This window comes from Erythrobacter sp. JB1-7, assembly GCF_057365015.1.
This window is the reverse complement of sequence record NZ_CP200291.1, coordinates 581,755-601,877: the sequence shown is the minus strand read 5'-3', so window position 1 is coordinate 601,877 and position 20,123 is coordinate 581,755. Positions and strand designations below refer to the sequence as shown.

Sequence of the window (20,123 nt, the reverse complement as noted above, 5' to 3'; positions counted from 1 at the left end):
CGCGGGAAGCTACTCGGCCGCCATCAATTCCGCTTCGCCCAGATCCACACTGACAAGGCGCGAAACCCCTTTTTCCGCCATGGTCACACCGAACAGGCGGTGCATGCGGCTCATCGTGACAGCGTTGTGCGTGACGATCAGATAGCGCGTCTTTGTGGTGCTCACCATGGAATCGAGCAGGTCGCAAAACCGTTCGACATTGGCATCATCAAGCGGCGCATCGACCTCGTCCAGCACGCAAATCGGCGCGGGATTGGTCAGGAACAAGGCAAAGATCAGCGCGGTTGCAGTGAGCGCCTGTTCGCCCCCTGACAACAGCGATAGCGATTGCAGGCGTTTGCCCGGCGGCTGGGCGTAAATCTCAAGGCCCGCTTCCAAAGGATCATCGCTGTCGACCAGAGCAAGATGCGCCTGCCCGCCTTGGAAAAGCCGGGTGAACAGCACGCGAAAATGCCCGTCCACCTCTTCAAACGCGGCGCGCAGCCGCTCGCGCCCTTCGCGGTTCAAATTGCCGATAGAGCCGCGCAAACGGTTCACCGCTTCGGTCAGTTCTGCCTGTTCGGATGTGCTGGTGCCGTGCTCTTCCTCGATCCGGGCGAGTTCGTCGGCGGCGACCAGATTGACAGGGCCAATGCGTTCGCGGCTGGCATTGAGCTTTTCCAGCTCGGCGGATTCTTCGGATGATCCGCCCACTTGCGCTTCGTCGAAATCGTGTTTGCCGGCCAGCATGGGCGGGGGGCATTGGAACCGTTCGCCCGATATGCGCGCCATTTCCGTGCGGCGCGCTTCCTGGCTTTCGGCGCGCGCTGCCAGAGTGGCGCGGGCCTCGCGCGTTTGGATCAGGGCTTCGTTGGTGGAGGCCAGCGCGCTGTCGGCTTCGCTTGCGGCGGTTTGGCACGTGTCCATCGTTTCCTGCGCCTGTTCCAGATCGCGTGCCAGCCGCTCGCGCACTGCATCGCCCTGTTCAATCTCCGCGATCAGCGACTGGGGCTTGGCCGCGATGACGCTGCGTTCTTCCTCAATTTCTTCCAGCCGCCGTCCGGCCTCAGCAACGCGCATTGCCGCTTCGCCTGATCGTTTCTGCCAATTGGCCTGATCCGCCTTTTGTGCAGCTAACCGTTCGCGCGCCACTGCCAGCGCCTGATCGTGCGAGGCGAGTTCGGCCATCGCCGATTGCACCGCCAAGCGCGCGGTTTCATGTTTGGCCTGCGCCGCTTCGAGTGTCGCGCGGCCCGTATCGGGGGAGGGGAGCGATTTGCGCTTGTCCTCTGCCTCGGCCCGCTCACTTTCGGCAGCGGTCAATTGCTGAGCCAGTTCCTCGGCGGACTGGGCAAGTTCAGTAAGGCGCGCGGCATTGCGTTCGCGCTGCGCTTCGGCGCGGTCCAATTGCAGCAGCGCGCGGCGTTCATCCTCAATCGCGCCTGCAATATCGCGTTCGCGCGCGACCAGATCGGTTTGCAGGGTTTTGAGTTCCTCGCGGCTGGATGCTTCGGCCTCGCCCGCAGCATTGGCCGCCGATTGCAGGCTAGGCAGCACCTCTTCAAGCTCCGCCAGCCGGTTGGCCGCTTCCAGCTTGGCTGCCTCTGCTGATCCTTCGCCGCGCGCGACAAAGCCATCCCAGCGCCGCAATTGCCCGGCTTTCGTCACCAGCCATTCACCGGGAGCGAGCGCGCGGCCATCATCGGTTTCTGCGCAGTGCACCAGAGCCAGCCGGGCGCGCAATTCATCGGGGCACTGGGTAATGTGGCCGAGTAAAGCGTCCGCCACAGGCTTTGGCGCATCTCTGCCAGTCCAGAACCGCCCATCCTGATCGGGCGAAGGCGTGCCCAAAGGCGATTTGCCATCGCGGCCCAGCACGCTCGCAAGCGCGCGTTCGTACCCTTTGGCAACGCGTACCGTATCGAGCGCAGCCGCCATTCCTTCGCGCGATTTGGCCGCCTTTGCGCGCGCATCCCGGTCGCGGGCAAGCGCTGCGTGTTCGCGCTGGACCCCGGCCAGTTCCGCGCGCGCGGCGGCCAGTTTGGTCGCTGCATCATCGCGGGCGGTTTGCAATTGCGATTTGCGCGCCTGTGCTTCTTCCAACCCTTCGCGAAGGGTGGCGAGATTGTTCGAGGCTTCGTCTGCCGCTTTGCGCGCGGCGATCATGGCCTGCTGGGATTGCGCTTCGCTTTCCAGTCCGGCGCGCGCTTCGGCAATGCGGGCTTCTTCGGCTTTGAGGCGCGAATGCCGCCGCTCTGCCTGTTCTATCGCGGCTTCGGCAACGCGCCATTCTGCTTCAACCCCTGCATGGTCTGCGGTCGCTTTGGCAAGAGCAAGTTCAGCCGCCCGGCTGGCGCGTTCGCTGTCTTCGGATTTGGCGGCAAGGGCGGGGCGCGCTTTTTCATTGTCCGCCACGGCAAGCGCGCCCCGCTCGCATTCCTGCGTCAATTTCTGCAAAGCGCCCGCCGCATCCGCAGTCAGACGATCAGCGGCCTCGCGGTCTTCTTCAAGCCGGGTTTTCTGCCGGTCAAGATCGGCCAGCCGCGTTTGCGCTGCCTCCAGCTTTTCTGTCAGCGCGGCCATGCGGTGCCCATGCGCGCTGGCATCATCGCGGCGATCGGTCAGCGTCTCGCGCGCTTGCGACAATTCCAGTGCCAGCCGGGTTTGCGCCGCTTGCGCTTCATCCACCGCTTTCTGCGCTGCGGCAACACGGTCATCGGCCCCCTGGGCTGCATCGCGCGCTTCTTTTGCGGCATCTGCGGCATCGCGCCACCGGGCATAGATCAGCCGCGCCTCTGCCGTCTGAATTTGCGCGGTTAGAGCCTTGTAGCGCTCCGCCTGTTTCGCCTGCCGCCGTAGCGAATTCATCTGGGCATCCAGCCCTGCCATCAGATCTTCGAGCCGGGCCAGGTTCGCCTCGGTTGACCTTAGCTTGCTTTCGGCATCCTTGCGCCGCACGTGCAGGCCCGAAATCCCGGCGGCTTCCTCCAGCATTTGGCGGCGCTCGGCAGGTTTTGCTGCGATAACCTGCGCGATTTTACCTTGGCTGACGAGCGCTGGCGAATGCGCGCCGGTCGCAGCATCGGCAAAGGTCAGCGCGACATCTTTGGCGCGCACATCCTGACCGTTGACGCGGTATGCGCTGCCTGCCCCGCGCTCAATCCGGCGGGTTACGACCAGTTCTTCGTTATCATCGTCAGCCGCGTGCAGGACAACTTCGGCAAAGGCGCGTTCGGGCCGGGTGGATGTGCCAGCAAAGATGACATCTTCCATCCCGCCTGATCGCATGGATTTGGCCGAGGTTTCCCCCATGACCCAGCGGATGGCTTCGAGCAGGTTCGATTTGCCGCAGCCATTGGGCCCGACAACGCCGGTTAAGCCGGGTTCAATGCGCAGTTCAGCCGGTTCGACAAAGCTCTTGAAACCAGAGAGCTTGAGGCGGCTTATCTGCATAGGCTCAGCTAACTCCCCGCCGCTTTACCGCGCGCCTGCGCGTTGCAGCATGGGTTCAATATCGGCCCAGCTGCGTTCTTCGACCTGGCGGCCATTGATGATGAAAGTCGGCGTGGCGTTGATGTTCAATTCCTCCGCCTGCTGGCCGGATGCGTCGGCAATCGCTTCAACCTTGGCTTTATCGGCAAGGCATGTGCGCGCCTGATCGGATGACAATCCGCGCGCGGCAAAGAAATCGATCAATCCGCCTGCCTCGGCAATGGTGATGAAACGCTGTTCGAGCGGCTGAGTGGTGGCCGCTTCGTATGCGGCGCCATTTTGGTTGATCGCCGCAAAGGTATCATTGAGCGCGGCCCAGGCCTGATCGGAGAGCGGCTGCATGTTTTCCTTCGCCCCGCAGCGCACCAAAGTGGCAATCGTAAGATCAATCGGATCACGCACCAGATTGCGCTGTTCAAAGCTGACGACGCCGGTCGCGATGTAATCGCTTTTCAGTTTTTCCTTGGCCTGCTCCGCAAACTGACCGCAGGCCCCGCAAGTGTGCGAGGCATATTCAACCAATTTGATCGGTGCATCAGGATTGCCAAGGATATAGCCGTCAAATTCGCTCACCGTGACCGTATCGAGCCACGTTGTGCCATCAGGCGCAGGGATTGCCGCGATGGGATCGCCGTTCTGCGGGCCATCTTCACCGGAGCCTGAACACGCGGCCAGTGCAAGAGCCAGCGGCGCGGCAAAGGCCAAAGCGCGGGAGAACATTGGCGAAGAAGAACCTTTGGTCAGAGCCATGGTTTTGAGAATCCTTGTGTCTTGATCAATGAAAATAGCGGGAGGCGGGCCTGCACCCAAGGGGCAGCGCCAAGTGCTTGTGTAAAAATCTGTGTGTTGCGCTCACTTATTGGCATTGCCAGAGGCAGTTTGGTCAGCAGCATATTGCCCCGAAAGCACCGGGTAAAGGGTACCCCATGAATGCACGCCGCTGAGCAGATCGCCATTCAGCGCAAAGCTGGGCGTTGCGTTCACTTTGAATTCCGCGCGGTCGGCATTGCTGGCATCGATCAGCTTCTGCGCCGCTGCATCATCGGAAAGGCACCGGGTTATCTGAGTGCGCGTGAGCCCTTTATCGGCCATCATATCGTCCAATCCGACAGCGCTTGCCATGCTGATGCGGCCCGCCCGATCACCGCGCGACCATGCCTGTTTCTGCGATTGCGGGGCGCTAAAAAGCATGGGGAGCCATTCGTCCTGTTTCTCCATCACGATCCGGTGGCGGTTTTTGAACCCCTTGGGATCGCCGCAAGCCACCAGCAGCGAAATCGTAAGATCAGCCGAATTGCGAATGACCGAGCGGATTTCTGCGCTCATATGACCGGGAGCCAGCAGCGCCAGATCAATCGCGCCATCGGCCTCTTGAGAGAAATGCGCGCAGTGGCTGCAGGTGTAGCTGATGAACTCAATAAGCGCCGCATCCGCATCCGGATTGCCCATCAGGTAACCGCGCTCTGTTGGTTCAATCTCGGCATGCCAGCTGCGGCCATTTTTATCCGCAAAGGAACTGCGCGGATCGCTCAGCTGATTGGTTTGGTCGCTGTCAGAGCTTTGCGCGGCAAGCGGCCCTGCGCTTATCGGTAAAGCTATCGCGGCGATGGCTGCGAAGGCGGCCAGCAATTTCGTCGTCACATCTCGTCCTTTGTGTCTTTATCGCCCATGCTGCGCGCCAGCGATTCCAGCACTGTGCGCAATTCAGGATCGCCAATATCGCGCAAACTGTCACCCAGCGACATGGGAATGGGTTTGAGCGATGGCGGCGGTTTGGCAGGCTTATCTGCATGCGTGGGCTTAACCGCGCCTTGACGGATTTTGACCCGCGCGACCGCCTTGTAACCAAAGAAGCGATTGACCCGCTCCATAATCTCAGCCGTCACTTGCTGGATCAGCGGCGCATGGGCAGGCGCGACGACCAATTGCAGGATGCCTTCGGATTTCTCGCCGGGGGGAAACGGATCGCCTCTGGGCTGCACACGCGCGCATGGGCGGGGCCAACGATTTCGGGCCAGCGGGTCACGACAGAGCTTTGCACAAAGCCAAACCGGCGAAACGCGGTGCGCCCGATTTCGGGAGTGAGATCGCCAATCGCCTTGGCCCCGCCGCCGCGCGGGCGGGTGTATTGTTTGGCCGCTTTGCTCAGGCGTTTGCCGCCCGCTTTCTTGCCGGTTGATGGTTTTGGAGTGCCTGTTCCCATTATGCGCACGCTCATGCCATAGAGGCCGCGTGACTGCCAGCATCTCTGACACTCTGCTCCACTGGTACGATGCGCATGCCCGCGATCTGCCCTGGCGCGTGCCGCCCTGTAGCCCGCGCCCTGATGATCCCGCCTTTGCCTACCGCGTGTGGCTGTCTGAGGTGATGCTGCAACAAACGACCGTGGCTGCGGTAAAGCCGTATTTTGGGAAGTTTACAGCAGTTTGGCCCACTGTCTTCGATCTTGCCAAAGCGAGCGAGGATGAGGTTATGGCCGCCTGGGCGGGGCTGGGATATTATTCGCGGGCGCGCAATCTGGTGAAATGCGCGCGCGAAGTGGCGGCAATGGGCGGCTTTCCCGAAACCGAGGAGGAATTGCGCAAACTCCCCGGCCTTGGCGCATACACCGCCGCTGCGATTGCTGCGATTGCGTTTGGCAGGCGCGCTGTTGTGGTCGATGCCAATGTTGAACGGGTGGCGGCGCGATTGTTCGCCATCACAGACCCTTTACCCGGCGGGCGCAAAGCCATTCGCGCCGCCGCAGAGACGATTACGCCAGACGAACGTGCAGGCGATTTTGCGCAAAGCATGATGGATTTAGGCTCCAGCATTTGCACATCCAAAGCGCCCAAATGCCTGCTATGTCCGCTCACCGATCTATGCGCCGCGCGTGCGGCGGGCGATCCTGAACGCCTGCCGGTAAAACCGCCCAAAAAGGCCAAGCCTGAACGGCGCGGGACGGCTTTCTGGATTGAGCGGGAAGCGGCAAATGGCGCGCGCGAAGTGTGGCTTGTGACCCGACCAGCTGCGGGAATGCTGGGCGGTATGCGCGCGCTTCCTGATGATGGATGGAGCGCGAGGGGTGATGGCTCAGGCGCGCCGCCGATCGCAGGCGCGCGCGAGGCACTGGGCGCAGTGCGGCACACCTTTACTCATGCGCATCTGACATTGACGGTTGAGCGGATAGCGGTGAGTGCAGCGCCGCCGGGCAAGGGCGTATGGTGGCCCATCAGCGATATCGATCAGGCTGGCCTGCCCACTCTGTTTGCCAAGGCTGCGCGGCTGGCGATGGCGTAAAGGCTGCTTCTAAAGGGTGTTTCTAAAAGGTGCCGCCCGTTATCGCCATGCGCAGCACGATCAGCACAAAAACCAGAATGCAGAAATTGCGCCCGCTATTGCTCGATGAAAGCGCGCCGATCACGATACCAAGGGCACTGATGGGAAGCAAAACCCACAAGAGCAAACCCACAACGGGGAGCAGCATGGGGATGCCAAGAACAAGGCAGACAAAGCCAATCAGCCAGGAGATCACATTAAGCATGTGCCTTATATAGGTAACACACCTCGTGCATTCAAGCCTGCCGCGCCCATGCCTGCGCGCCGCATCATTGCAAATTGCAACCCTTTCATTGACGCTTCAGGTGAATGGCCCCATTCAGGCGGCAACCAAACAATTCCCGGAGAAACCTGATGGCCTATCGCAGCTTTGACCCCGCCCAAATCACCCCTGACATGTCACGCCGCGCGCTGTTTCGCGCAGGCGGATTGCTGGGGGCGGGTGCGGCTTTTGCATCGCTGCCGTTCGGGCGCGGCCTGCTGGCGCATGACGTGTCAGAGGCGTGGCCCAATGTCGCCGCGATGGCCAAGAAATATGTCGCCGAGAAAAAAGTCGCGAACATGTTCCTCACATTCGGCTGGGGTCAGGAAAACCACGCGCACACTGTGGGCGGGGGCACTCTGGCGCTCAACAATCCCGCAGAAGTCGATGAAAATTCGCTTTATCGCATCTATTCCATGACCAAGCCGATCACTGGCATGGCGATCATGATGCTGATTGATGAAGGCAAGCTTGGCCTCGATCAGCCGCTGGGCGATATCATCCCCGCCTTTGCCGAAATGCAGGTGCTGGTCGATCCCGAAGGCGCGCTGGAGGATACGGTTCCGGCTGACAAACCGATCACCATTCGCCAATTGCTCACGCACACATCGGGCCTTGGTTACAATATCACCAGCAAAGGCGCGTTGCTGAAAGCCTATCAGGAAAAGGGCATTATCTCTGGCCGCGTTTCCAAGCTGCCGATCCCCGGCATTCCGACGGTCACCCCGCCGCCCAGTCTTGAAATCTGGGCCGACCGGCTCGCGTCCTTGCCGCTGATGTATCAGCCCGCGACGAAGTGGAGCTATTCTGCCAGTATCGATCTGCTGGGCCGGGTGATCGAAGTGGTATCAGGGATGAGCTTTCCCGATTTTCTGCAAACCCGCTTCTTTGATCCCATGGGCATGGAAAGCACCTATTTCCAGGTTCCGCAAAGCGAGCTCGGCAGGCTTACCGACAATTACGGTGTCCTGCTCAACAATATCCTTCCGATAGATCAGGCGAACAATTCGATTTATTCCGAGATGCCAACAGCGCCGATGGGCGGAGCCGATCTGGTCTGCAGCCCCAAGGATTATGACCGTTTCCTGCGCATGGTGCTGGGTTACGGCAAATTGGGCAATGAACGGATCATGGGCGAACTCGCTGTGCGCGTTGGCGTATCCAATCTGGTGCCCAAAACGGTCGATATGAGCGGATCATGGATGGAAGGTCAGGGCCACGGCGCAGGCGGCCGATCTGTTGGTGGCACCTTTGGCTGGGGCGGTGCGGCCGGCACTTTGGCAGCGGTCGATTTCGGACTGGGCCTTCGCACCGGATTGTTCACCCAATATCTGCCCAGCGATGCTTACCCCGTGCGCGATGAATATCTTGCCGCGGTGGAAGCTGATCTGGCTGCTCTGCGGGCAAGCAAAGCGGCGTAATGGCAGGCATCGGAGTGCAGGGGGCGAGCCAGGTTCCGCCGATTGCTTTTGCCGGATCGCCGATGGACCGGGCGGACAATATCCGTGTGGATGCAGATGCGCTGGGCGGGTTGATGAATTGGCGCGCGCGCGTGCTCAAGCTGGATGGCCTGATGCCTGCCATAGATGAAACAGGCGCGCTGGAATGGGGCACTCTGGCCGATGTGGCCGAGGATGCTGAGCTGGTGTTTCTGGGCCTGCTCGATGACAAAGCGCACTTTGCCCCCGTGCCCAAAGGCAGCGGCGCGAATGCGCCTGCCGACCCGCGCAGCTGGCAAGTGATGCAACTTCTCCAGCCCGATGATCTGGCGATTTACGGCGAGGCGCGGTCGCTGTGCGATTGGCATGCCCGCCACCAGCACTGCGCCCAATGCGGCGCGCTGACAAAGCTTGCCAAAGGCGGCTGGCAGCGATCCTGCGACAATTGCGGCGCGCAGCATTTTCCGCGCACTGATCCTGTCACCATCATGCTGGTTGAACATGAGGACAAGCTGCTGCTGGGCCGCCAGCCGCGCTTTCCGCCGCGCATGTATTCAGCGCTCGCCGGATTTGTCGAACCGGGCGAAACCATCGAAGAGGCGGTCGCCCGCGAGATTTGGGAAGAAGCAGGCGTGCGCGCGCACAGCGTCGAATATATCGCCAGCCAGCCATGGCCTTTCCCCAGCCAGCTGATGATTGGCTGCACGTCCAAAACCGATGATCCCGCGCTGACGATTGATGAAACAGAGCTTGATGACGCGCGCTGGTTCACGCGGGCCGAATTGGAAGAGGCGCGCAGCGCGGGCGAAAAGGGCAGCGATCTGATGATTTTCCCTCGCCCCTTTGCCATCGCGCACACTTTGGTCACATGGTGGCTCGATAAGTAAGGACTGCAAGAATGCCCCAAAACCTCACCATCGACATCTATTCCGACGTGGTCTGCCCGTGGTGCGTGATCGGGCATGGACAATTGACCAAGGCGCTGGCCCAATTGGACGGCGAAATTACCGCCGATATTCGCTGGCGCCCGTTTGAGCTGAACCCCGACATGCCCGCACAAGGCGAAGAAGCCGAAGCGCATTTGCAGCGCAAATATCGCCGCTCTGCCGAAGAAGGCACAGCGATGCGCAACCAGATGAAGCAAATTGCAGCGGATGCAGGGGTGTCGCTGTCCTATGAGGGGGAAGGGGAGGCGGATGCGCCCCCTGCGATGATGTGGAACACCCGCGATTGTCACAAGCTGCTCGCCTTCGCGCTCGAACAATTGGGGCCGGTAGCGCAGACGCAGCTGAAACTTGAGCTATTCAAAGCGCACTTCAATCACCGCCGCAGCTTGGCGGACCGTGATATGCTGCTTGATCTTGCGGCAAAAGCTGGCCTCCACCGCGAAGCGGCCAAGGCGGCCCTCGATGATCCCGACCTCGAAGCGCGCGTGATCGCCGAAGAACGCCAGGCTTGGGATTTAAACATCACCGGGGTGCCTGCGATGATTGTGAATGATAAATTCATGATCCCCGGCGCGCAATCGCCCGAAACCTATGTAAACGCCCTGCGCCGCGTCGCTGCCAAAACGCGCGAAGTTGCGTCTTCCTAACGGTTCGCTACGTAGTTGCGCTTATGAAAAGCATCCTTGTCGCCGCAATTGTCACCGCCATCGGTCTGGCGTTTTCGTGGTTTCTCGGCAGCGTCAGCGGCACGCTCTATGGCTATCCGCTCACATTCCTGTGCGCTTTGATCGCGTTTGCGGTGAACTGGGCCGCCTTTGTCCCATCGGCCATCGCAAAGGCGGATACGTTTTACGACACTATCGGCGCGGTGACCTATTTGTCCGTCACCGCCTTTGCCTGCTGGGCATCGGCCCCGCTTGATCTGCGCGGTATGGTGATTGCGGCGATGGTCGGCATCTGGACAGTGCGGCTGGGCACATTCCTGTTTATCCGCATCCATGCGAGCGGCGGTGCGGATTCCCGCTTTGACAAGATCAAGACGCATCCGGCGCGCTTTCTGGTCGCGTGGACATTGCAGGCGGTGTGGGTGATTTTCACCGCCGCCGCCGCGATGGTCGCCATCACCGCCGAAACCCGCGCGCCCATTGGCCTGTTCTTTTGGGCAGGCGCGGCGATCTGGGCCTTGGGATTTGCCTGGGAAGTGATCGCGGACGAACAGAAACGCCGGTTTAAGGCGGACCCATCGAACAAAGGCGATTTCATCAATGTGGGCCTGTGGAAATGGTCGCGCCATCCCAATTACTTTGGTGAGATCACTTTGTGGACGGGTATCCTTGTGATGACCGTGCCTTTGCTGTCGGGACTTGCGTGGCTGGCGGTGATCTCTCCGCTGTTTGTCACCTTGCTCCTCACCAAAATCAGCGGTGTGAACCTGCAAAGCAAGCAGGCGGAGGAGCGCTGGGGCGATGATCCCGCCTACCAGCAATACCGCAAAAACACGCCCGCTCTGGTCCCCATGCCGCCCAAGGGTTAGTCTCTTCCAGCAAGGGAGAGACAGATGAGTGAATTTGCGCCTCGCACCGCCGTCATCACTGGCGGGGCAAGCGGCATCGGATTGGCTTTGGCAAAGCGGCTGGCGGGGCAGGGCGTGCGGGTGATGGTGGCCGATTTGCCCGGTGCGAAACTGGACGCAGCGGGTAAGCTTGACGGCATCACCGCGCAGGTTTGCGATGTGGCTGACCTTAAGCAGGTCGAGGCGCTTGCCCAAAGCGCTTTTGACACATTCCAGCGGGTTGATCTGGTCATCAACAATGCCGGGCAAAGCGGCGTGCATGGCAAGTTATGGGAAGTCGATCCTGAGGCTGCCCGCGCGCATTTCGATGTCAATTTCTGGGGCATATGGCACGGCTGCAAAGCTTTTGCTCCGCGCCTGATCGCGCAAGATTCCCCATCCGCGGTTTTCAATACGGCAAGCGAGAACAGCTTTTTCTGCGCTGTCCCGCGAACCGCCGCCTATATTGCGGCGAAACATGCCGTGCTGGGTATGACCGAAAGCCTGCGCGGCGATCTGCCGGCCCATGTGCATGCAGGCGTTATCATTCCCGGCTGGGTGTTCACGCCGCTTGGCCCGGAGCAATTTATGAAACTCGGCATGGATGTGGAAGAGTATATCGACATCATCCTGCCCCAGATCACCGCGCGGCGGCGGTTTGTTGTCAGCCATGGCTATAACGCGGTTCGCATTGCTGAGCGGATGGATGAATTGCATGAGAGCTATAAACGCTACGCCCTGCCAGCGGATGAGGATGCGAAACACGATGTGCAATCGGTGATGGCGGCGCTGCGATCAGCGGGGGCTCAGACGAAATCATAACGGGCCTGCTCTGGGCAAGCCCTTGGCAAAGCGCGGCTTTGTGGTGTAGTTAACTCGCCGAATGCTGCGCTGGGGGATCACGGGCAGGATTGACTATCGCTTTTGTGCAAGGAGTCTATTCGCATGACCACTCGTTCTTTCTCGCGCCTTTTGATTGCCACACCCTTGATTGCCGTGCTCGCCGCATGCGGCGGGGAAACGGCCGAAACAGGGGATGGTGACGGCACAGCAGCAGGCGATGCGCCGCCCGCCATCGCTGAACGACAAGACAATTTTGAAAAGATCGGCGATGCCTTCAAAGCCATCCGCGAGGAACTGGAAACAGGCAATCCCGATCTCGCCTTCATCAAGACATCGGCTGAAGATATCGGCGCGCGTGCAGAGGTGGCCAAGGGTTTGTTCCCCGCAGGAACCAGTGTCGACGATGGCTATGACACTGAAGCTTTGGCGACCATCTGGGAAAAACCCGAAGAGTTTGAAGACGCCGCACAGGCTTTGGTCGAAGCCGCTGGCGAAATGGCGAGCCTTGCCGATGCTGGCGATGCAGCCGCGGTTGGCGCAGCGGTCGGCACGGTGGGCAAAAGCTGCAAGGGGTGCCACGACAATTTCCGCGTCGATGATGATTGATCGCCCGCGCGCCTGACGGTGTAATTCGTGTCTTCAACAACGCACTCCATTTGCCTGTGGGACTGGCCCGTGCGGCTGTGCCATTGGAGCTTTGCTTTGCTGGTGCCTGCCATGTGGTGGACGGCCGATAACTCGCATTGGGGCTGGCATATGCGGCTGGGCCATGTTCTGCTTGGCTTGCTGATTTTCCGAATCATCTGGGGCTTCATCGGGACGCGCACGGCGCGCTTCTCGCAGTTTGTGCGCGGGCCGGGGGCAGTGCTTGATTATTTGAGGGGCCGCTGGGATGTGAAGCGCAATATCGGCCATTCGCCTTTGGGGGCTTTGTCGGTTCTGGCGCTGCTCGGCGTGATGCTGGCGCAAGTGAGCATGGGGCTGTTTGCAGGCGATCCTTATGACGGCGCAACCGGGCCATTGAATGATCTGGTGAGCATCAGCACCGCCGATTTCCTCACCGACACGCATGAATGGTTTTACTGGGTCATCGCGGGAATGGTGGCGCTGCACTTAAGCGCGATTGCCTTTTACGGCTTCGTGCGAATGGACGACCTGATCGGCCCCATGGTGAGCGGCGAGAAAACAGTGCCAGCCGAGGTCGAAGGCATCGGCAAACCAGGCGCGCGGGCCTTTGCAGCGCTGGCGGCGGCGATTGGTGTTGCGGTTTGGGTGTGGTTTGGGGCGCCGGGGCTGGGGTGATGGCGAATGGAAAGTCTTTGGGCATTTACGGAGCAAAAGATCAAAAACATAAATGGTTCTCAAAACCCGGCAAAGGCCTTCTCTTTGCTTGTCTTGCTGTTTGGTCTTGCCGGATGCGACGATACGTCCGGAATTCAGCGAGCCTCGGAACAAAGCACTTGTGAGAAGCAGTTTAATAACCGCGCCATAAGTGGTTGGGCCAAACGAATGGTTCAAGCTGACAGGGAGGGCACTGCCACTTTAACATATGGTGTGGACTTCCCTTTTGACGATCCGAAACGTCTGGAGAACGCTCTGGCCTTGCTACCCGGAGCCAGTCAGGAACTGAGTTTTCAGGCCAATGGCTCAGCGCGTGCGGTCATAACCGGCATGAGCGTTCCAATTGCTGTTGTTTCAACGAATGATGGCAAAACCAATGTCGAAACACCGATCGCAAACACCCTTTGCGGAACAGTGGCGCAAGCAAAAGGGTCGCTTGCTTTTGTGTCTGTCCATACGAAAGGCTACGAGATGGATACTGGCAAGCTTTGGCTTTCACCAGTTCCTTAGCTGCGCCAGTCTGTGGGGGGTATGCCGACCAGGCACCTTTCCTCCGACGTATCGCTTTTTGATCTCCTAAACCTCCGTCATCCCAGCGAAAGCTGGGATCGCTATCGGCAAAGCAACGCCTTTGAGAGATTTCAAGATAGTGGTGGGCGATCCCAGCTTTCGCTGGGATGACTGTAAGTGGCGACTGGTCCGTTGGCCCTAAATCAACCCCAACCGTTCCAGCTTGCCCGCCAGTTTGCCCGGAAGCGCGTCGCCGATATCTTCGTCCGGTGCAAGATCGCGCGGGGGATCGCCTTTCAGGTATCGCCAGCCTTGGTGGGCGCGTTTGGGGCGGGGGTCTACTCGGATGAGTTCCGGTTCAAGCTCTATCAGCCAGCGCCCGCTATCGGTTTGCGAAAACCCGTTGATGACGGAGCGCGCGACAATGGCGTGCTGGTGGATCCAATAAAGCGATCCGCCAATGCAGTCCTCCCATTTGGTCGGGCGGTATTTGGTCGTCAGATAAGGACTGCGCGTGTTCCCGCGATACCAGCTTTCAATATCGGCATAGCTGGTCGCGCCGAACGCGATCTTGGTCAGGTGAGTGGGCATGGGGCAAATGTAGCGATTGAATGAGTGCGGACAAGCAGATGCCCGTCAGGCTTGTCGATAAAATGCGCGCGCTTAAAGCGAAACCATCCCGCTCAGCACCGCGAGCCCCAGAAACGCGAAAAAGCCCATGGAGTCGGTGATCATCGTCACAAACACGGAAGACGCAAGCGCCGGGTCTTGATCCAGCCGTTCAAACACCACCGGCACCAGCACGCCGGCTAGGCCCGCCACCGCGATATTGATAACCATCGCTGCGGCAATCACCGCGCCCATCATCGGCGAATAAATCAGCCCCGCGGCAATCCCGATCAAAACCGCCACAGTAATCCCGTTGAGGACCGCAACGCGCAATTCGCGCCAGACCGTGCGCCAGGTGTTCGACCGGGTGAGCTGATTGGTCGCAATCGCGCGCACGGCCACGGCCATGGTCTGCGTGCCTGCATTGCCGCCAATGCTCGCAACAATCGGCATCAGCACGGCAAGCGCAACCAGCTGCTCAATCGCAGCGCCGAAAAACGCGATAATGGCAGAGGCGACGACGGCGGTGCCAAGGTTCGCGATCAGCCAGCGCACCCGGCTGGAATACGCTTCCTTGATCGGCTCGTTAATGTCGCCATCGCCTGCACCTGAAAGCAAAAGCGCATCCTCGCCCGCTTCTTCGGAGATGATGTGGACGACATCATCGACGGTCATCTGCCCCACCAAACGCCCGCTTTCATCGACCACTGCGGCTGAAATCAGTGCGTATTTCTGGAACATCTTGGCGACTTCTTCCTGATCCATCGTGACAGGGATCAAGGTCTGGTCGCGTTTCATCACATCGGTGAGAGCGACGCTGCGCGGGGTGGTGAGGATCCAGTTCAAAGCGCATGTGCCCACCGGATGATGGGCAGCATCAATCACGAAAACCTCAAAGAAATCGTGAGTTAGATCGCCTTCTTCGCGAAGGTAATCAATCAGATCGCCCACGGTCAAATGCTCGGGCACCGCCATCACGTGGCGGTTCATCAACCGGCCAGCGGTTTCTTCCGGATAGGCGAGCGCGCTTTCCACCGCGGCCTGCGTCTCCGGCTCCAGTTCGGCGATGATGGCGCGCTGATCGACCTCGTCGAGATCTTCGAGCAGCTGCACCGCATCATCGGTTTCAAGCTGTTCGGTAATCGCGGCGACATCGACAGGGGCCAAGGCCTCCATCATATCCTCGCGCACGTGGTCGTTCAGCTCCGCGACCACATCCGAGCTCATCAGATCGGTGATCGATGCGGCGAGCTGCGACCGCTCATCCTTTTCCAGCAATTCGAGAAGGTCGGCGATGTCGGCGGGGTGCAGCGGTTCAACCCGGTCATAAACCTGCGCCTTATCCCCTGCATCCAGGGCATCGCGCACCGCGTTCACATATTCAGGTTTAAGCCGGTTTTCCTCATCATGACGCTCATCATCGACCCGGTCATCCGGGCGCACTGCCTCCGCTTCCATGGTGAGCGCGTCGTCATCAAGAGCGGAAGGATCGACCATGGATGCGGGTTTACGCAGCATCGCATCAAAAGCAACCGCTTACCGCAGGGGATTGAGGGCGTCGTGGGTGGGTGACATGCGCGTGTTTACTGCTTAAGAGCCGTCACACATTAACCCCGTTCGCCCTGAGCTTGTCGAAGGGCCGTCCTTTCTTTTTCCCACATACAAGAAAAAGAACGATGCTTCGACAAGCTCAGCATGAGCGGATTTTTTGAAGTTGGAGAAACAATATGGCCGATACACTCACATTCACTCTCGACACAGGCGATGGCGAGGGGAAGGATGTTGTCATCAAACTGCGCCCCGATCTGGCACCAGGCCATGTCGCGCGCATCACCGAACTCGCCGGCGAAGGGTTCTATGACGGCGTCGTGTTCCACCGCGTGATCCCCGGCTTTATGGCGCAAGGCGGCGATCCCACCGGCACCGGCATGGGCGGATCGGACAAGCCTGATCTGAAAGCTGAGTTCAACGCAGAACCCCACACCGAGGGCACGTGTTCGATGGCGCGTTCGCAAATGCCAGACAGCGCGAACAGCCAATTCTTCATCTGCTTTGAAGATGCCGAGTTTCTGGACGGCCAATACACCGTTTGGGGCCAAGTGACGAGCGGCATGGAGCACGTCCATGCGCTGCCGAAGGGTGAGCCGCCGCAAGCTCCGGGTAAGATTGTTAAGGCGAGCGTGGCGTAACCACCCACAAGCCCGCTCATGCTGAGCTTGTCGAAGCATTGTCCTTCTTTTTGAGAGCGAGGTTCCCAAAGTGAAGTACGGCCCTTCGACAGGCTCAGGGCGAGCGTTTTTCTTATTTGCTCTGCTCCTCACCCTCTCCGCCTGCGCAACCTATCCCGACATCTCCCAATCCCGCTCGCCCTGCCGCCTTGAACCCGGCGGGTGGTGCGAATTTGTGCGGGAAGGGGCAGTAGAAGCCTACCCCTATGTGGTCGCGGCAACGCAGGCTTACCGGGGCGATGATGATGTGTTTGCCGATACAGGCCCGCGCCTCAGGCCGATTGGGCGCTCGCCGATTATGGAAAGCTATCTCGATAAAGGCTTCGGTTATGAGCTGTTCGAACAGTTTGAACGCAGCGGGGACAGCGAGCCAAAAGCGCGCATTCTCGCATTTCGCGGGACCGATTTTGGCGAGCTGACCGACATATTCTACGGCACGCTTCGCAATGATCAGATCGACATCGCAGTGCGGACCTATGAAGCCGAGGCGGCACGGTTCACCGACAATGTCCCGTGGGTGGTAACAGGCCATTCGCTGGGCGGGGCGCTCGCCACCGAGGTTTCGATCAAATATCCCGAAGTGCGCGCGTTCATGTTCAACACCTCCCCCTTTTACGGCGGCGAGGATATGCAAAACGACATCCGCCGCACCGTCTTTAACGAACGCGGCGAAGTGTTGCGGCGGCTCGCCAAGTTTGACGCAGCGCCTGCCGCCGATGTGTATGAGCTGAATTGCTCACCTCAAAAAGATGCGCTTTCCAAGCACAAGATCCGCCCGCTGGCCGATTGTCTGGTGTGGATCGCCGCCTATGAGGATGAAGGCGCGCTTGAAATCGTGAAAGCCAATGCTGTTACCAAGCCGGCGGTTGAATGCGGCCCCGACGATAAACTGCATCCGGGCATACAGCGCGGCCCGGTAACGCCATGCGTGCATATCGCGCGGCGGGCCAAGGGTGATGACGCCAATTGAACCCGCGCGCGTTCCCCGCTAGGTGCGCTGCACAATGAAACCGACAACCGAACCTAGAACCGCTCCCGGCGAGACGCCCAAGACGTACCGCGTCAAAAGCTTTGGCTGCCAGATGAACGTCTATGATGGTGAGCGCATGGGCGAATTGCTCGATGCGAAAGGCATCAAACCCGCAGCCGATGGCGAGGATGCGGATCTGGTGGTGCTCAACACCTGCCATATCCGCGAAAAGGCAGCGGAGAAGATTTACTCCGATATTGGCCGGCTGACCAAGGGTAAGACTCAGGAAAAAGCCCCGATGATAGCGGTGGCGGGATGTGTCGCTCAGGCAGAGGGCGAAGAGATCATGGCGCGCGCGCCTGCCGTTTCCATGGTCGTCGGCCCGCAGGCCTATCACCGCTTGCCCGATATGCTCGACAAAGCGGTGAAGGGCGAGCGCGCGACCGACACAGACATGCCTGCGATTGCCAAATTCGGCGCGCTGCCGGGGCGCAAACGCCGCGCGCCTTCAGCCTTTCTCACCGTGCAGGAAGGGTGCGATAAATTCTGCACCTATTGCGTGGTGCCCTATACACGCGGCGCAGAAATATCTCGGCCTTTCAGTGATCTGATTGATGAAGCTCGCAAGCTGATTGAGGCAGGCGCGCGCGAGATCACGTTGCTCGGCCAGAATGTGAACGCATGGGCGGGTGAGGATGACAAGGGCCGGGCGGTTGGCCTTGCAGGCCTGATCCGCGCGCTCGCTCCATTGGATGGGTTGGAACGTATTCGATACACCACCAGCCACCCCAATGACATGGAAGACGATCTGATCGCCGCGCATGGTGATGTGGCGAAATTGATGCCGTATCTGCATTTGCCCGTGCAATCGGGCAATGACCGGGTGCTCAAAGCGATGAACCGAGCGCACACAGCGGAGAGTTATCTGCGCCTGCTCGAACGCTTCCGCGAGGCGCGCCCCGATATTGCGCTGTCAGGCGATTTTATCGTTGGATTTCCGGGAGAGACCGAGGCGGAATTTGAAGACACTTTGGCGCTGGTCGACGAAGTGCGGTATTCACAAGCCTTCAGCTTTAAATATTCCCCGCGCCCCGGAACTCCGGCGGCGACCATGGATAACCAATTGCCGCGCGAGGTGATGGATGATCGCCTCGCCCGTCTGCAAGTCCGCCTCAACCGCGACCAGCGCGCGTTCAACGATGCGCTTGAAGGGAAAAGCTGCACCATCCTGATTGAACGCAAAGGCAAGCTGCCCGGCCAATGGCTCGGCAAATCGCCCTGGCTCACCAGCGTGTGGTTTGCCGAGGAAGAAGGCGGGGAAAGCGCAATTGGCGATATGGTCGAGGTGGACATGGTCGAGGCCGGGCCAAACGCGATGCGGGGCGTTGTTCGATAGCGCTTTCGGCCCCACCCGCAGTCCTGGCCGCTATGACAGCCGCGTGACTTTCCACCACCATAACCCCCGCCCAAGCTTGCTTTGCGCACGGGGGCGCTTACCTTTCCGACTCGACAACAGGGCCAGACGCAAAGGAACTTATGGGCCGCAGACCAACCCGCTCGATTGATCCGGCAGTTTTGCCCGATCCCATCCTCGCCGAAAAAGACGCCGCGCAAAGCGCCGCTGTTATCAAGGCAGAAGCAGGGCGCGCGAAAGCTGAGCTGAGCTTTGAAAATCAGGCCCATCTGGGCGCGCTGTTTGGCGAATTTGATGCCAATCTTGTGCAGGTGGAAAACCGGCTATCCGTGATGATCCACGCGCGCGGCGATAAATTGCTGATCGAAGGGGACGAAGACAATGTCGCGCGCGCTCGCGATACGCTGACGACCATGTATGACCGGCTGGCGCAGGGGCAGGATCTGGATGCGGGCGCGATTGAAAGCCTGATTGCTATGTCGAACGAGCCGACATTGGAAGGCATCATTTCGGGCGATGATAAAGAACCGCCCATCATGATCCGCACCAGGCGCAAAACGATTGTGCCGCGCTCTGCCACGCAGATCACCTATATGCGCAGCCTTGTGCGCGATGACATCATCTTTGCGCTGGGCCCGGCGGGCACGGGCAAGACGTATCTCGCGGTCGCGCAGGCGGTGAACCAGCTGATGACGGGCAGCGTCCAGCGCCTGATCCTGTCCCGCCCGGCGGTGGAAGCTGGCGAGAAGCTGGGTTTCCTTCCCGGCGATATGAAAGACAAAGTCGATCCCTATCTGCGCCCGCTTTACGATGCGCTGTATGATTGCATGCCGCCCGAACAGGTGGAGCGCCGGATCGAAAGCGGCGAGATTGAGATTGCGCCGATTGCGTTTATGCGGGGGCGCACGCTCGCCGATGCGTTCGTGATCCTAGATGAGGCGCAGAACACCACGCGCGAACAGATGAAGATGTTCCTCACCCGCTTTGGCCAGAACAGCCGGATGGTGGTGTGCGGCGATCCGCGCCAGGTCGATATCCCCGGCGGGGACCGCATGAGCGGCCTTGCCGATGCAGTGGAAAAACTGGAGCACACAGACGGCTTCGGTACGATCCGATTTGGCGCAAAAGACGTGGTGCGCCACCCGATCGTTGGCCGCATTGTCGAGGCGTATGAGGGGTAGGGCGGCAAGCAATCCCGCAAGTGGGATGCCGCGCTAAA

General features: G+C 59.9%; 19 protein-coding genes and 1 pseudogene. 13 read left to right on the top strand and 7 right to left on the bottom strand.

Annotated elements, in window-relative coordinates; all coding sequences use genetic code 11:
- Positions 1-9: 9 nt before the first annotated feature.
- The 4 genes and pseudogenes from AC0V6W_RS03010 to AC0V6W_RS02995 all read right to left on the bottom strand — a co-directional run bounded on the left by AC0V6W_RS03010 (position 10) and on the right by AC0V6W_RS02995 (position 5,674).
- Positions 10-3,432, bottom strand: a complete 3,423-nt coding sequence (locus AC0V6W_RS03010; RefSeq protein ID WP_486147008.1) for a chromosome segregation SMC family protein — start codon at positions 3,430-3,432, stop codon at positions 10-12.
- A gap of 24 nt (positions 3,433-3,456) precedes the next feature.
- Positions 3,457-4,221 (bottom strand): thioredoxin domain-containing protein, encoded by a 765-nt coding sequence (locus tag AC0V6W_RS03005; RefSeq protein ID WP_486147006.1) that lies wholly within the window; start codon positions 4,219-4,221, stop codon positions 3,457-3,459.
- A 102-nt stretch (positions 4,222-4,323) separates the two neighbouring features.
- On the bottom strand, positions 4,324-5,112 hold the full coding sequence (locus AC0V6W_RS03000; RefSeq protein ID WP_486147004.1) for a DsbA family protein: 789 nt from the start codon (positions 5,110-5,112) through the stop codon (positions 4,324-4,326).
- Positions 5,109-5,674: pseudogene (locus AC0V6W_RS02995) on the bottom strand (DUF721 domain-containing protein). Before AC0V6W_RS02995 ends, AC0V6W_RS03000 begins: the two are co-directional and overlap by 4 nt.
- A gap of 29 nt (positions 5,675-5,703) precedes the next feature.
- Between AC0V6W_RS02995 and AC0V6W_RS02990 the strand changes: the two are divergent.
- Complete coding sequence (locus AC0V6W_RS02990; RefSeq protein WP_486147002.1) at positions 5,704-6,750, top strand: A/G-specific adenine glycosylase; 1,047 nt, start codon at positions 5,704-5,706, stop codon at positions 6,748-6,750.
- A gap of 22 nt (positions 6,751-6,772) precedes the next feature.
- On the opposite strand, the gene AC0V6W_RS02985 is transcribed toward AC0V6W_RS02990, so the two are convergent.
- Complete coding sequence (locus AC0V6W_RS02985) at positions 6,773-6,994, bottom strand: hypothetical protein (protein ID WP_486147000.1); 222 nt, start codon at positions 6,992-6,994, stop codon at positions 6,773-6,775.
- A 149-nt stretch (positions 6,995-7,143) separates the two neighbouring features.
- On the opposite strand from AC0V6W_RS02985, the gene AC0V6W_RS02980 reads away from it, so the two are divergent.
- The 8 genes from AC0V6W_RS02980 to AC0V6W_RS02945 all read left to right on the top strand — a co-directional run bounded on the left by AC0V6W_RS02980 (position 7,144) and on the right by AC0V6W_RS02945 (position 13,683).
- On the top strand, positions 7,144-8,472 hold the full coding sequence (locus AC0V6W_RS02980; protein ID WP_486146998.1) for a serine hydrolase domain-containing protein: 1,329 nt from the start codon (positions 7,144-7,146) through the stop codon (positions 8,470-8,472).
- A complete protein-coding gene (nudC, locus tag AC0V6W_RS02975) occupies positions 8,472-9,377 on the top strand; it encodes an NAD(+) diphosphatase (protein WP_486146996.1) in 906 nt (301 codons plus the stop codon). The genes AC0V6W_RS02980 and nudC overlap by 1 nt, the downstream gene beginning before the upstream one ends.
- Before the next feature lie 11 nt (positions 9,378-9,388).
- Positions 9,389-10,084, top strand: coding sequence for a DsbA family oxidoreductase (locus tag AC0V6W_RS02970; protein ID WP_486146994.1), 696 nt, complete (start codon positions 9,389-9,391; stop codon positions 10,082-10,084).
- 23 nt (positions 10,085-10,107) lie between these two features.
- On the top strand, positions 10,108-10,971 hold the full coding sequence (locus AC0V6W_RS02965) for a DUF1295 domain-containing protein (protein ID WP_486146992.1): 864 nt from the start codon (positions 10,108-10,110) through the stop codon (positions 10,969-10,971).
- 24 nt (positions 10,972-10,995) lie between these two features.
- Positions 10,996-11,811: an SDR family NAD(P)-dependent oxidoreductase gene (locus AC0V6W_RS02960; protein WP_486146990.1), complete on the top strand. Its 816-nt coding sequence runs from the start codon at positions 10,996-10,998 to the stop codon at positions 11,809-11,811.
- Positions 11,812-11,934: 123 nt separating this feature from the next.
- On the top strand, positions 11,935-12,438 hold the full coding sequence (locus AC0V6W_RS02955; RefSeq protein ID WP_486146988.1) for a c-type cytochrome: 504 nt from the start codon (positions 11,935-11,937) through the stop codon (positions 12,436-12,438).
- 27 nt (positions 12,439-12,465) lie between these two features.
- Positions 12,466-13,134 carry a cytochrome b/b6 domain-containing protein gene (locus AC0V6W_RS02950; RefSeq protein WP_486146986.1) on the top strand — a complete coding sequence of 223 codons (669 nt, stop codon included), beginning with the start codon at positions 12,466-12,468 and terminating at the stop codon, positions 13,132-13,134.
- Positions 13,135-13,140: 6 nt separating this feature from the next.
- Positions 13,141-13,683, top strand: coding sequence for a hypothetical protein (locus AC0V6W_RS02945; protein WP_486146984.1), 543 nt, complete (start codon positions 13,141-13,143; stop codon positions 13,681-13,683).
- Positions 13,684-13,881: 198 nt separating this feature from the next.
- Here the strand turns inward: AC0V6W_RS02945 and AC0V6W_RS02940 are convergent, their stop codons facing one another.
- Together AC0V6W_RS02940 and mgtE are read right to left on the bottom strand one after the other, a co-directional pair.
- A complete protein-coding gene (locus AC0V6W_RS02940; protein WP_486146982.1) occupies positions 13,882-14,274 on the bottom strand; it encodes a DUF1489 family protein in 393 nt (130 codons plus the stop codon).
- 72 nt (positions 14,275-14,346) lie between these two features.
- Positions 14,347-15,789, bottom strand: coding sequence for a magnesium transporter (gene mgtE / locus AC0V6W_RS02935; RefSeq protein ID WP_486151445.1), 1,443 nt, complete (start codon positions 15,787-15,789; stop codon positions 14,347-14,349).
- 230 nt (positions 15,790-16,019) lie between these two features.
- Between mgtE and AC0V6W_RS02930 the strand changes: the two genes are divergently transcribed.
- From AC0V6W_RS02930 to AC0V6W_RS02915, 4 genes are all read left to right on the top strand, one after another.
- The gene (locus AC0V6W_RS02930) at positions 16,020-16,481 is read left to right on the top strand and encodes a peptidylprolyl isomerase (RefSeq protein ID WP_486146980.1); all 462 of its coding nucleotides are present in this window, start codon (positions 16,020-16,022) and stop codon (positions 16,479-16,481) included.
- A 70-nt stretch (positions 16,482-16,551) separates the two neighbouring features.
- Positions 16,552-17,490, top strand: coding sequence for a hypothetical protein (locus tag AC0V6W_RS02925; RefSeq protein ID WP_486146978.1), 939 nt, complete (start codon positions 16,552-16,554; stop codon positions 17,488-17,490).
- Between the two features lie 34 nt (positions 17,491-17,524).
- On the top strand, positions 17,525-18,886 hold the full coding sequence (gene miaB / locus AC0V6W_RS02920) for a tRNA (N6-isopentenyl adenosine(37)-C2)-methylthiotransferase MiaB (RefSeq protein WP_486146976.1): 1,362 nt from the start codon (positions 17,525-17,527) through the stop codon (positions 18,884-18,886).
- Positions 18,887-19,026: 140 nt separating this feature from the next.
- Entirely contained in the window at positions 19,027-20,085 is a 1,059-nt protein-coding gene (locus AC0V6W_RS02915) for a PhoH family protein (protein WP_486146974.1), read from the top strand.
- Positions 20,086-20,123: the final 38 nt, after the last annotated feature.